At 30.5% G+C, this 11,606-nt stretch carries 16 protein-coding genes and 1 tRNA gene; 1 reads left to right on the forward strand and 16 read right to left on the reverse strand.

Annotation, left to right across the window (positions count from 1 at the left end; translation table 11 throughout):
• Positions 1-6 precede the first annotated feature (6 nt).
• The 13 genes from coaBC to BSD9I1_RS10210 all read right to left on the reverse strand — a co-directional run bounded on the left by coaBC (position 7) and on the right by BSD9I1_RS10210 (position 8,305).
• Positions 7-1,203, reverse strand: coding sequence for a bifunctional phosphopantothenoylcysteine decarboxylase/phosphopantothenate--cysteine ligase CoaBC (coaBC, locus tag BSD9I1_RS10150; protein ID WP_186430222.1), 1,197 nt, complete (start codon positions 1,201-1,203; stop codon positions 7-9).
• A gap of 2 nt (positions 1,204-1,205) precedes the next feature.
• On the reverse strand, positions 1,206-1,424 hold the full coding sequence (rpoZ, locus tag BSD9I1_RS10155) for a DNA-directed RNA polymerase subunit omega (RefSeq protein WP_035307533.1): 219 nt from the start codon (positions 1,422-1,424) through the stop codon (positions 1,206-1,208).
• Positions 1,405-2,034: a guanylate kinase gene (gene gmk / locus BSD9I1_RS10160; RefSeq protein WP_035307530.1), complete on the reverse strand. Its 630-nt coding sequence runs from the start codon at positions 2,032-2,034 to the stop codon at positions 1,405-1,407. Before gmk ends, rpoZ begins: the two co-directional genes overlap by 20 nt.
• Positions 2,034-2,309, reverse strand: coding sequence for an extracellular matrix/biofilm regulator RemA (remA, locus tag BSD9I1_RS10165; RefSeq protein WP_035307528.1), 276 nt, complete (start codon positions 2,307-2,309; stop codon positions 2,034-2,036). Before remA ends, gmk begins: the two co-directional genes overlap by 1 nt.
• Before the next feature lie 16 nt (positions 2,310-2,325).
• A complete protein-coding gene (locus tag BSD9I1_RS10170; protein ID WP_035307526.1) occupies positions 2,326-3,204 on the reverse strand; it encodes a YicC/YloC family endoribonuclease in 879 nt (292 codons plus the stop codon).
• Between the two features lie 154 nt (positions 3,205-3,358).
• Complete coding sequence (locus tag BSD9I1_RS10175; protein ID WP_035307525.1) at positions 3,359-4,516, reverse strand: aminotransferase class I/II-fold pyridoxal phosphate-dependent enzyme; 1,158 nt, start codon at positions 4,514-4,516, stop codon at positions 3,359-3,361.
• Positions 4,517-4,661: 145 nt separating this feature from the next.
• Positions 4,662-4,922: a hypothetical protein gene (locus BSD9I1_RS10180; protein WP_242966455.1), complete on the reverse strand. Its 261-nt coding sequence runs from the start codon at positions 4,920-4,922 to the stop codon at positions 4,662-4,664.
• Between the two features lie 150 nt (positions 4,923-5,072).
• Positions 5,073-5,228, reverse strand: coding sequence for a hypothetical protein (locus BSD9I1_RS10185; protein WP_186430223.1), 156 nt, complete (start codon positions 5,226-5,228; stop codon positions 5,073-5,075).
• Between the two features lie 57 nt (positions 5,229-5,285).
• On the reverse strand, positions 5,286-5,471 hold the full coding sequence (locus BSD9I1_RS10190; RefSeq protein ID WP_035307520.1) for a hypothetical protein: 186 nt from the start codon (positions 5,469-5,471) through the stop codon (positions 5,286-5,288).
• Positions 5,472-6,314: 843 nt separating this feature from the next.
• A complete protein-coding gene (locus tag BSD9I1_RS10195; RefSeq protein ID WP_186430224.1) occupies positions 6,315-6,968 on the reverse strand; it encodes an N-acetylmuramoyl-L-alanine amidase in 654 nt (217 codons plus the stop codon).
• Positions 6,969-7,058: 90 nt separating this feature from the next.
• On the reverse strand, positions 7,059-7,727 hold the full coding sequence (locus tag BSD9I1_RS10200; protein WP_186430225.1) for a bifunctional 2-polyprenyl-6-hydroxyphenol methylase/3-demethylubiquinol 3-O-methyltransferase UbiG: 669 nt from the start codon (positions 7,725-7,727) through the stop codon (positions 7,059-7,061).
• Positions 7,728-7,817: 90 nt separating this feature from the next.
• On the reverse strand, positions 7,818-7,994 hold the full coding sequence (locus BSD9I1_RS10205; protein WP_306345885.1) for an aspartyl-phosphate phosphatase Spo0E family protein: 177 nt from the start codon (positions 7,992-7,994) through the stop codon (positions 7,818-7,820).
• Between the two features lie 134 nt (positions 7,995-8,128).
• Positions 8,129-8,305, reverse strand: coding sequence for an H-type small acid-soluble spore protein (locus tag BSD9I1_RS10210; RefSeq protein ID WP_035307518.1), 177 nt, complete (start codon positions 8,303-8,305; stop codon positions 8,129-8,131).
• Positions 8,306-8,441: 136 nt separating this feature from the next.
• Here BSD9I1_RS10210 and BSD9I1_RS10215 point away from each other — a divergent pair, with 136 nt between their 5' ends.
• Positions 8,442-8,609, forward strand: coding sequence for a hypothetical protein (locus BSD9I1_RS10215; RefSeq protein WP_186430226.1), 168 nt, complete (start codon positions 8,442-8,444; stop codon positions 8,607-8,609).
• Positions 8,610-8,728: 119 nt separating this feature from the next.
• Here the strand turns inward: BSD9I1_RS10215 and BSD9I1_RS10220 are convergent.
• The 3 genes from BSD9I1_RS10220 to BSD9I1_RS10230 form a co-directional block, all read right to left on the reverse strand.
• Positions 8,729-8,804: transfer RNA gene (locus tag BSD9I1_RS10220), tRNA-Pro, on the reverse strand.
• A 178-nt stretch (positions 8,805-8,982) separates the two neighbouring features.
• The gene (spoIVA, locus tag BSD9I1_RS10225; protein WP_035307516.1) at positions 8,983-10,461 is read right to left on the reverse strand and encodes a stage IV sporulation protein A; all 1,479 of its coding nucleotides are present in this window, start codon (positions 10,459-10,461) and stop codon (positions 8,983-8,985) included.
• Positions 10,462-10,608: 147 nt separating this feature from the next.
• Complete coding sequence (locus tag BSD9I1_RS10230; RefSeq protein WP_186430765.1) at positions 10,609-11,604, reverse strand: NAD(P)H-dependent glycerol-3-phosphate dehydrogenase; 996 nt, start codon at positions 11,602-11,604, stop codon at positions 10,609-10,611.
• Positions 11,605-11,606 lie beyond the last annotated feature (2 nt).

The raw sequence follows: 11,606 nt of genomic DNA on the forward strand, positions 1-11,606 counted from the left end.
AACAACTTATACTTCTTTGTTTTTATTATTGATAATATCGAATAATTTCTGTGCTACTTCTCTTTTACTCATTTTTTCTAATGAAAGTTTTTTTCCTTCTCTAGTAAGTATAGTTACTCTATTTTCACTAGATTGAAATCCTGTATCTGATGAGGTTATATCATTAGCAACTATGTAATCTAAATTTTTCTTTTTCAGCTTAGATTCTGCATTACTTATTAAATCATTGCTTTCTGCTGCAAATCCTACTAACACTTGATTTTGTTTTATTTCCCCTAATCTTTTCAATATGTCTGTATCTTTTGCAAAATTTAAAACAAGTTCATCAGAGGCCTTTTTAATTTTATTTTGTGAGTACTCTACTGGCTTATAATCTGCTACAGCAGCAGCTTTTATAACTATTTCTTGAGAACTAAAGTGTTCTAAAACCTCGTTTAACATTTCTTCATTAGTTGTTATATTTATAGTATTTATTCCAAAGGGAGCCTTTAACGATGTAGGACCTGACACCAATGTAACTTCAGCTCCTCTATCTCTAGCTTCCTCCGCTATAGCATAACCCATTTTTCCTGAAGATCTATTTGTTATAAATCTAACAGGATCTATTAAAGACCATGTAGGTCCTGCTGTAACTAATACCTTTTTTCCTGCCATATCTTTTATTGGATAAAGCATACTTATTACCTTATCTGCAATAAGTTCTGTATCAGCAAGCTTTCCAGCTCCCACATCTCCACAAGCAAGCCTTCCACTTTCAGGTTCTATAAACTTATATCCATAATCTTTAAGTTTTTGAATATTATTTTGAACTATTGGATTTAAATACATATTTGTATTCATTGCAGGTGCAAATACTACTGGAGCGTGAGTCGCCATAATAGTAGTGGAAAGCATATCATCTGCTATTCCATTTGCTACCTTTCCTATTATATTTGCAGTAGCTGGTACTATAAGCATTAAATCAGCTTTTTTAGCAAGAGATATATGCTGTATTTCCCAATGTTTAGGCTCATCAAACATATTAGTTACAACCATGTTTTGGCTTAAACTCTGGAAGCTTAAAGGATTTACAAATTCACCTGCAGATTCAGTCATAATTACGTGAACATCTATGTTCTTTTTTCTTAATCTGCTGATTACATCTAAAGCCTTATATACAGCTACTCCTCCTGTAACACCTATAACTACAGTTTTTCTCTCCATTTTTACTTTATACCTTCCTTAACAGTTTCATAAGTAATAGCTGTTGCCTCTATTTCATTTATAGCTACAGTTACTGGTTTTGTTAAATCAGTATTTATAAGTGGTGCATCACCATCTATAAGCTGTCTTGCTCTTTTTGAAACTACTACTACTAAAGAATATCTGTTATCAACTTTTTCTAATAAATCCACTATTGATGGATTAATCATAGAGTTGTTCATGCATCAATCCCTCCTTACAATCAAATATTGTCTCTTTCATTCTATCTACTCTGCATCTTTCTGCAGATACTATAGATTCAATTTTCCTAACTGCATCTTCTACATTATCATTGACTACTGCATAATTATATTTAGAAACATAGTTTATCTCCTTATAAGCAGACTTAAACCTAGTCATAAGGGATTCAGGTGTTTCTGTACCTCTTTTAGTAATTCTATTTTTTAATTCCTCCATAGAAGGTGGTAATATAAATATAAATACTCCCTCTGGATAATTATCCTTAACCTTCAATGCTCCCTGAATATCTATTTCTAAAATAACATCTCTTCCTTGTTCTATCATTTCTAGAACTTTGGATTTAGGTGTTCCATAGAAGTTTCCATAAACCTCTGCGTATTCTAGGAAATCATCGTTGCTAATTTTAGATACAAATTCCTCTTTTGCAAGAAAATAATAACTTTTACCATCTATCTCTCCCACTCTAGGGGAACGAGTAGTTGCAGAAACAGATATCCAAAAATCATTTTTATCTAATAAAGCTTTGCATACTGTTCCTTTACCTGTACCTGAAGGGCCTGAGATTACTATTAAAAGTCCTTTTTCCTTCATTAGCTGTCAACCTCTTCTGTATCTTCAACCTCTTCTTTAGAAGATAGTCTATGTGCCACTGTTTCTGGCTGAACCGCTGATAAAATTACATGATCACTATCTGTAATAATAACTGCTCTAGTTCTTCTTCCATAAGTAGCATCTATAAGCATTCCTCTATCCCTTGCCTCTTGAATTATTCTCTTAATTGGAGCTGATTCAGGACTTACTATAGCCACTAACCTATTAGCTGAAACAATATTTCCAAATCCTATGTTTATTAGTTTAATACCCATTACTTGCCTCCAGTACTTACTCTATATTTTGTATTTGTTCTCTTATTTTTTCAATTTCGTTTTTTATTGAAATAGCTAAATTAGATATATTTAAATCATTAGCTTTTGAAGCAATTGTGTTGGTTTCTCTATTCATCTCTTGTATTATAAAATCTAACTTTCTTCCAATAGATTCATCTAACTTAAGTGTTTCTTGCATTTGAATTATATGACTATTAAGTCTAACTATTTCTTCATCTATGCATGCTCTATCTGCAAGAATAGCTACTTCCATAGCAATTCTGTTTTCATCTATATTATAGTCTTCTAAAAGTTCTTTTAACCTATCTTGAAGCTTTTGCTTATATGTTATAGGAACCAAAGGAGCTCTTTCTTCTATATTATCTAATATATTTTTTATATTATTACATTTTTCTATTATATTTTCTTGTAACTTATTTCCTTCTATTTGTCGCATTTTAAGCAACATATCAATAGCTTCATTAAGCGGACCTGATAAGCTTTTCCAGAGTTTCTCTATGTCCTCTTCTTGCTGTTGAATTGTAACTACTTCAGGAAATTTTGCAACTAAAGAAAGTGATATATCATCTTTTATATCATATCTGTTTTTTATGCTGCGAAGACACTCCACATAACTGTCTGCTAAAGTTTCATTAAAAACAGTTCTTATATCTTTCTTATCATATGTAGTAAGATTTATAAATACATCTACCTTACCTCTACTTATTTTCTTTTGTATAGTAGACCTTATCTTATCTTCTATAGAAATTAAACTTTTAGGCATTTTTAGATTTATGTCACAATATCTATGATTTATGCTTTTAATTTCTACAGTAAAACTTCTACTGTCATCCTCAAAGGTTGCCCTTCCAAATCCCGTCATGCTTCTAATCATAATTTTCATCCTTCCATATAACTAAGCTTAACACACATATTCATTATACATACATATTTATAATAAATTCAAGCATATTTTGCAATAACACAAAATATGCTCGTTTTTTCAGCTATTAATTTAAATTATATCATAAATCTTGCATTATTGAACTTTATTTATTTAAATTATTTAATTTACTTAATCCTTTTTCCAATTCTGTTTTATCCTTAGTAAGTGACATTCTAAAATATCCATGACATAGGTTTCCAAATACATACCCAGGAGTCACTATAATTCCACACTTATTTAATAATTCTTCACAAAATTCATCTGTTGTATACTCTCTAGGAACTGTAGCCCAAATATAAAATGTGCCTTTACTCTTAAAAAACTTTATATTACATTCTTTTAGCTTTTTTTCTGCAAATTCTATTCTTTCATCATATATCTTTCTTACTCCATTTATATAATCCCTGCCAAGTTTAAATGCTTCAACGCCTGCCCATTGAACTGGTACAAACTGACCAGAATCCATATTCATTTTTATTTTTAGTATGGCATTTAATACTTCTCTATTTCCCACTACGTATCCTAATCTAAATCCTGCCATGCTAAACATTTTAGAAAAACTGCCAAATTCTATAAATCTTTTTTGATAGTCAAACTGCATTAAACTTAAAGGGGCTTCGGTTCCTCTTATAATCTCATTATAGGCTCCGTCATTACATAATACTATATTATTTTTATAGCAAAACTCAATAATTTCCTTAAAAAAATAAGGATTTGCTGCAGCACCTGTAGGATTATTGGGATAATTAATTAAAAACATCTTAGATTTATTGATTATTTCATTAGGGATAGCTGACAGATCTGGAAGATATTCATCCTTTTCTTTTAAAGGTATTTTATATGAAACCGCTCCCCATAACTTTGCTGATAAATCATATACAGGATAAGATGGCTTAGGAATTATTGCATAATCACCTGCATCGCATAATGCAGGTATTAAGTTACTTATTCCTTCTTTAGACCCAATTAATACAAGTACCTCTTCTCTATCTAGTGTTACTCCATATACATCCTTATAGTATTTAATTATCCCATCTTTTAACTCCTTTATCCCAGCATATGGCGGATAATTATTGTACCCCTTGTAAGTTAAAGACTTTTTTAAGCCTTCAATTATTGTATTATCAGTTAGTAAATCAGGGTCCCCTACACCTAAGTCTAATACTTCTTTTCCTTGACTTAATAAATTTTCCTTTATTTTATCCAATTTACCTAATTGATATTCGGGAAGGCTATTTAATCTATTATTTATTTTTAACATTTGTCCTCCTAAAATATTTCTTACTATTCTATTATTTTATTCATTTTTTCTTCTATGTGTTACAGTTTACATTTAGTTTGTATTTACATAATTTATATTATGTAAATAAGGTCTCGAAAAAATAAAGGTCTGAAGATTCAGACCCTTAACATGTATTTTTTATTTTATCAATATATTCCTCATCATCACTTATTCTAATCAAACTTTCTATGAAATATTTATCTCTATTTTTAGGTAATCTTTTATGACTTATAAGTTTTATCATTATCATACATATATCATATTTATGCACATGTGTATGTCCGCTTTTAAAGCTTTTTTTCGTGTTGTGTATTATAAAACCGCTTCCTGCTTTATATACCTTAAAATTAAGGTTTTGGTATATTTGAACACTCAAGTCTATCACCTCTTGGTTTTATAATATCCCGATGAAATTAAAAGTCTATTTAAAAGACATCTATTGTTTAATACATATTATGAGATATTTGATAAAATGTTAAAAATAAAGCTTGATTTTAAAAAGCATTCTCTTTTATATAAAATCAAGCTTTATTTCTTATACATCTACATCTTCATTTTTAATCTTTAGCACATTTTTATGTGTTAAATTAGTATCTTGTAGAACATCTGATATTTCTTTATTATCATCTATCATTTTTCTTGCTCTTTTACAAGCTTGTGTATAAGGTAATTTTTCATTTTTCTTAACCATAATACTTTCCTCCTCTTTTGTTATATACTAAATTTATTTTAACCATAGATAAAACTATTATTCTTCCCAAAATCTTACTAAATTAGATTGAGCTTTGTTGATATTCCATGCGTACCCATCTCTATGATAGCTAAATACTTTTATACTATGTTTATCTTCATACCATTCCTTAAACTTTTTAAATTGTTCATTACTCATTTTATGAATTTCAGTTCCCCATTGACCATTTAATTCTATCATCATATATAAACACCTCCACTTTTATATATTCATAAAAGTTTCATTTTATGATACATTTAAAGGAAATTGCGACATTTTTAATGTTGAACGAGTCGTATGAAATTTGCATTTAGGAAAGCGTTCGCTACGCAAAAAAACTCTAATATTTCTTCCTTTTAAGGCGCCTAAGCCTTCTAAACTCGCCTACAGCTCAAACAGTAGAAGGCTCTATACGGCGCCTTAAAATCAGAAATAAAGAGCTTTTAATTGCTTGCTCAATGCTTTCTACAATGCAAATTTCATACTTGTGTTCAACATTAAAAATATCGTTCAGTCTCACTAACTGAAGGAAGGAATTTCGTTTTGACGAAATTCCTTTAAATTGACACTCACCAAAAGGCTGGTAAGCCCGCAGACCGATAGGTCATAAGATATTAAGCATTCTATTTTTTATCAGAAATATTTTATTGTGCTACCTTATCTTTAATTTGTAAATCTTTCATTTATTTACTATAAGTTCCCGTAACGTTAAGGACTGCCGCCCTAAAAGATCTTTATGAGTTAATTCATAAAATATCTTAGAAATTCAGTTAGCTGAATTTCTTCCTTCAGCAGTTCACATGAAGAACTTTTTAATGCTCTGCGAGCATAGAATTTTCATCGTAGAAGGCATTGAATGAGCCTTAGAACGGCTTTATTTACAAATTTAAAATACCGTTAAGAGCCGCCTACTGTCTGAGCGACAGCGAGTTTAGGCGGTTTAGGGATTTTAAATTTATAAATATTAGCCGTTCTCGGCGAAATGAACGCCTTCCTAGATGAAAATTCTATACGACCCAGAGCATTAAAAACCGTGTCGTCTTATTTCTAAACAATGATAGAGTCAATTCCTTTTTCCTTTAGCTTTTTAACCATTGCTTCAGCATTATTTTTATCTGTAAATGCTCCTAACTGAACTTTATATATCTTATTTCCCTTATTATCATCTTTTACAGGAACACTTTCTGAGGGCATCTTTCCTGTAAGTCCTTTAACTATAGCGTTGGATATCTTTTCTGCATTATATTTATTCATATCCTCCTTGCTGTCTATAAAAGATACTTCAATTAATATAGCAGGAGCCTTTGTGTTCTTTACCACATAAAGCCTACTTCCATTCTTTATCCCTCTATTTTTATATCCTAATTTTACGAGTTCACTTAATACACTTTTTGAATATCTTTCACCTGCAGTACTTCCTGGATAAAAATATACTTCTGACCCCTGTCCACCTCCAGCATTAAAGTGAATAGATACATATAAATTTACATTATTTAAATTTGAAACTTGTACTCTCCTATTTAAACTATCTGTAACACTATTGCATCTTACTGGAAGCACGCTTATAACTTCATGTCCTAGATTTTTCAACTTTTCTATGACCTTTAATCCAACTTCTTTTGTTAAATTATCTTCAAACCTTATTCCTTTAGCTCCAATGTCTGGTGTACAGTTATGTCCTATATCTATAGCAAATTTCATTACAATCACTTCCTTAATTAAATTGTCACTACATAATATGCAAAAGTAATTGTAAGTGCTCAAGTTTTAACTGTTAATAATTATTTTAAACTATTTTTCCCAGACTAATGAGTATCTCCAAAAAAGTTTACGTTTAACTTTTGCTGTTGGTATATGTTTTTTAACAAATAACTTAATCTCATCTATTGTCATATACGTATCATGTTCACCATGTTTTTTCCAAACTTCTTTTGAGTGAGCATCATCTTTTTGCAATCTACCGTTTTTTATTAAATTCATTGCAATGTTAGGGATAAAAGCACTGCCCCATATAATATAATCACTTAAGGTCTTGGCTTCTGCAAGGTCTAGTATAATTAGTTTACCACCTTTCTTAAGCTTATCCTTTGCAAAGCATAAAAGCCACTCATAGGGCAAATGATGTGCTGTGGCTGTTGTTATAATAACATCGATACTATCGTTTTGAAATTTCATATCCAAAATATTTCCGCAAATATACTGGATATTTTTATTAGGGTGTAAAACTTTTGCCTTCTCAATCATCTTATCTGCAAGATCAACTGATATCACCTTCTTAGATTTTTTTGATAACATAAGTGAAAGTTCACCCTTACCACAACCTATGTCAAGACAAGTCTCAACATTATTTGGTATAAATTTTATTAGATGCTTGAAATAACAATTGTTATGATTCCATTTTAATTCGTCAAGCTCAGAAATTTCATTAAAATCAGTTTTCACAACATTATAATCTTCCATTTTCACACCTCGCTTAATAAATAAACTTCTTGCTATAACATTCCACATCACTATACACAATCCTCTATAAAATAAAAAAAGCCCAGCTGCCTAGGCTAAACTTGTCTGATAAATGTAAATAAGTTTGTCCAATTTCTGACTAAGTTGCACCACTTCATCAGAACATAAGCATATGTCTTCTTCAGTTAATCGGTTTAATTCCTCTCTAAGAACCTCAATTTCCTCTTCCATTTGTAATAACCTCTCACTTACAATTTTACACAACATTAGCAATTATAGTACTAAATTCAAAACAATTCAACAAAATTAAGTTCATTTAACACTTTTTTAACAATATGTGCTTGTTGCTAGAAAAATTAAAATATATATAATAGAAAACTCGAGCCTAGGCTCGAGATAAATTAATCCTCTTTCAAATCTTTTATATCTACATTTAATTCTGTATCTGTGTTAATATCTTTAACTTTAACTGTATCGCTTTGTTTATCAATATTTTCAAGCCAAACAGGGTTTCCTTTATAGCTTACTCCTATTACACCTAATGATTCAATAATTTCAGCAGCTCTTTTTGTATCCATATTTGTTTCTCCTTTTTAAAGTATTTATTATATATCTTACCCCTTACTTCAAATAGTTATTAATTTAAAATCTCAATTCTTACAAAACTTATATTTATATTTTATTTGTGCAATATAAGTTATGGAGGTGTTGTTAATGGATACAGATAAAATTACTACAAATAAACATGATACTGATAAAAAGTTAAAAAATTATTCTCAAGTAAAAAGCTTTGATAGACTATCAAATGAAGATTTTGAAATTGCTTCTGCAATAACTGCAGGTGGTGATGAATCTATGATTAGTAAAGACATAAATGATTAAAAATACTAAAAGTAATTTGCTACTCTCTTCTTAACTTGGTCTTTACAGAATATTGTATTTATAGAAATCGTGCTAAAATTAGAAAAGCCCGTAGTTCCTTAAAACTACAGGCTTTCTCATGGTCTGGGTAACAAGACTTGAACTTGCGACCTCATGCACCCCATACATGCGCGCTACCATCTGCGCTATACCCAGATATCACCAAAATTATATCATATATTGAATAATTTGTAAATATTCCATTCAAATTAATCAAAGCTTTCTTAGTTTCAGCTATAATTGCCTTATGATAAATACTTTCCATCTAAATTCATCGAATAAAAATTATAAATTAGGGACTTCGCAACGAAAATCCCTAATTTATATAGAATTACTAAAGTATTATACAGATAAGTCCTCCATTACCTTCATTTATTATTTTCTGCAATGTTTTTTGAATCTTTATCTGTACATCTTCTGGCATCTTATAAAGCTTGTTTTGCAATCCATCTTTAACCAATACCTCTAATGATTTACCAAAAATATTGCTCTGCCATATCTTTGAACGATCATTTTCAAATTGCTCTAATAGAGCTTTTACCATTTCTTCACTTTCTTTTTCTGTTCCCATTATAGGTGATATTTCTGTTTCTATATCTGCTCTTATGAAATGGAGTGATGGTGCACTTGCTTTTAGCTTAACTCCACACCTATTACCATTTTTAACTATCTCAGGCTCTTCTAGCTTCATTTCTGAAAGTTCTGGAGCAACTAGACCATATCCTGTTTCTTTGACATCCTTTAATGCTTGTGCAACCTTATCATACTCTAATTTAGCCTTACTCATTTCTTCCATTATAGATAATAATTGATTTTCACCTTTTATTTCTCTATTACATATTTCACCTAATATATTATAGAATAATCCCTGTCTGGGTTTTAAATCAACTTTTGCTGTGCCTTCCCCCATATTTACTTCATTTAATTTTGATTCCCCTAGGAATTCAAATTCTTTAAATCCATCTAAAGTCTTTCCTATATCTCTTACTTTGTATATGGATGTACACATATCTTTAACTAAATTAATAAAGTCTACTTTTAGCCAGTGAGCTTTATCTAAGTTTTCTATCCATTCTGGCATATCAATATTTATTTCTTTTACTGGGAATTCTTTAAGTACTCTAGTAAATATGTTTGTAATATCCTCTTCTTTCATATTTAACACATCCATTGTTTGTACAGGAACGTCATATTTTGCTTCTAATTCTTTCTTAAGTTCTATTGTATTTGGATCATACATATGCTTTGTATTTAATACAATAATAAAAGGTTTATCTATTGCTTTTAACTCATTTACAACTCTCTCTTCTGTTTCTACATAATCTTCTCTAGCAATATCAGTAATTGATCCATCAGTAGTTACAAGCAATCCTATAGTTGAATGTTCATTGATAACTTTTTTAGTTCCAATTTCTGCTGCTTCTTCAAAAGGTATTTCGTAATTGTACCAAGGAGTTGTAACCATTTTAGCTTTTTCTCCATCCATGTACCCTGAAGCGCCTTTCACTATATAACCTACGCAATCTACCATTCTTACTTTAAACTTAGTGTTATCTTTTAGCTTTACTTCTACAGCTTCGTTAGGAACAAATTTTGGTTCTGTAGTGTGAATGGTTTTGCCTGATGAGCTCTGAGGCAGTTCATCTTGAGCCCTCTTCTTTTTGAATTCATTATCCATATTAGGTAAAACCATCATTTCCATAAACTTCTTTATAAATGTTGACTTTCCAGTTCTTACTGGACCTACTACCCCTACATAAATATCGCCTTGGGTTCGTTCTGCAATGTCCTTGTATATATCAAAATTTTCCAAGATAATTTACCCTCCCAATCTATAATTTTAACAGTATATATATATTAGTTAAAAGCTTAAAATATTACTAATAAAATAAAAAGCATATGGTGCATAAAAATATCATATACTTTTATGCACCATATGCTTTTAAGCATTATATAAACTTTAAAACTCTTCTTTTTTGTCCCTAGACATTAACTCATATACAGCATATTTGGGATCTTTTCCTTCAAAAACAACCTTATAAAGCACATCAGTTATAGGCATGGAAATATCCAGCTTTTCTTTTAAATTATAAAATGCTTTGCAAGCCTTTATACCTTCTACTACCATTCCTATTTCCTTAACGGCCTCATCCGGTGGTACACCTTTACCAATTAATATACCTGCTCTTCTATTTCTGCTATGCATACTAGTACAGGTAACTATTAAATCCCCAAAGCCAGTAAGCCCAGAAAAAGTTTCAGCTTTTCCTCCCAGCTTTTCACCTATTCTAATTATCTCGCTCATTCCTCTGGTCATAAGTGCAGCCTTTGCATTATCTCCGTAGCCTATTCCATCAGATATACCTGCAGCGAGTGCTATTATATTTTTAACTGCTCCACCTATTTCAACTCCTATTAGGTCTGAATTGGTGTACACTCTAAATTTATTAGTCATAAATACATTTTGTATTTCCTTTGCATAACTCATGTCTTCTGAAGAAGCTACAACTGTTGTTGGGATATCTAATGCAACTTCTTCAGCATGGCTAGGTCCAGAGAGAATTACTATCCCATTATCTGGAATTTCATCTCTTATAACCTCAGATAACCTCTCTCCAGTATTCTCATCTATTCCCTTTGCAATACTTATTATAATACTATCCTTTTTTAAATAAGGTCTTATCTTACCTGCTACTTCTCTTATAGCTTGAGAAGGAACTGATAGCACTATATACTTGCTCTTTTCCAATGCTTCTTCTAAGTTTAAAGTTGCATAAACATTATGTGGAACCACAACACCTGGAAGATAATTAATATTTTCCCTCTTATTGTTTATGTTATCTATAGTTTCATGACTTCTATCCCATATGAATACGTCGAAACCTTTTTTAGCCATCATAATAGAAAGTGCTGTTCCAAAACTTCCTCCCCCAAGAAAAGTGATACAATTCCCCATCA

Origin of the sequence: Clostridium sp. BSD9I1 (assembly GCF_900185645.1) — a bacterium.
Lineage (GTDB): Bacteria > Bacillota > Clostridia > Clostridiales > Clostridiaceae > Clostridium_AK.

Excerpts from the sequence above, each read along its gene's own strand:
- remA (WP_035307528.1), bottom strand. The coding sequence starts at position 2,309 with ATGGGTATTAAACTAATAAACATAGGATTTGGAAATATTGTTTCAGCT.
- gmk (WP_035307530.1), bottom strand. The coding sequence starts at position 2,034 with ATGAAGGAAAAAGGACTTTTAATAGTAATCTCAGGCCCTTCAGGTACA.
- BSD9I1_RS10200 (WP_186430225.1), bottom strand. The coding sequence starts at position 7,727 with ATGGAAGATTATAATGTTGTGAAAACTGATTTTAATGAAATTTCTGAG.
- BSD9I1_RS10190 (WP_035307520.1), bottom strand. The coding sequence starts at position 5,471 with ATGATGATAGAATTAAATGGTCAATGGGGAACTGAAATTCATAAAATG.
- BSD9I1_RS10215 (WP_186430226.1), top strand. The coding sequence starts at position 8,442 with ATGGATACAGATAAAATTACTACAAATAAACATGATACTGATAAAAAG.
- BSD9I1_RS10175 (WP_035307525.1), bottom strand. The coding sequence starts at position 4,516 with ATGTTAAAAATAAATAATAGATTAAATAGCCTTCCCGAATATCAATTA.
- BSD9I1_RS10205 (WP_306345885.1), bottom strand. The coding sequence starts at position 7,994 with ATGTTGTGTAAAATTGTAAGTGAGAGGTTATTACAAATGGAAGAGGAA.
- coaBC (WP_186430222.1), bottom strand. The coding sequence starts at position 1,203 with ATGGAGAGAAAAACTGTAGTTATAGGTGTTACAGGAGGAGTAGCTGTA.
- BSD9I1_RS10185 (WP_186430223.1), bottom strand. The coding sequence starts at position 5,228 with ATGGTTAAGAAAAATGAAAAATTACCTTATACACAAGCTTGTAAAAGA.
- BSD9I1_RS10210 (WP_035307518.1), bottom strand. The coding sequence starts at position 8,305 with ATGGATACAAAAAGAGCTGCTGAAATTATTGAATCATTAGGTGTAATA.
- BSD9I1_RS10230 (WP_186430765.1), bottom strand. The coding sequence starts at position 11,604 with ATGGGGAATTGTATCACTTTTCTTGGGGGAGGAAGTTTTGGAACAGCA.
- rpoZ (WP_035307533.1), bottom strand. The coding sequence starts at position 1,424 with ATGAACAACTCTATGATTAATCCATCAATAGTGGATTTATTAGAAAAA.
- BSD9I1_RS10195 (WP_186430224.1), bottom strand. The coding sequence starts at position 6,968 with ATGAAATTTGCTATAGATATAGGACATAACTGTACACCAGACATTGGA.
- BSD9I1_RS10170 (WP_035307526.1), bottom strand. The coding sequence starts at position 3,204 with ATGATTAGAAGCATGACGGGATTTGGAAGGGCAACCTTTGAGGATGAC.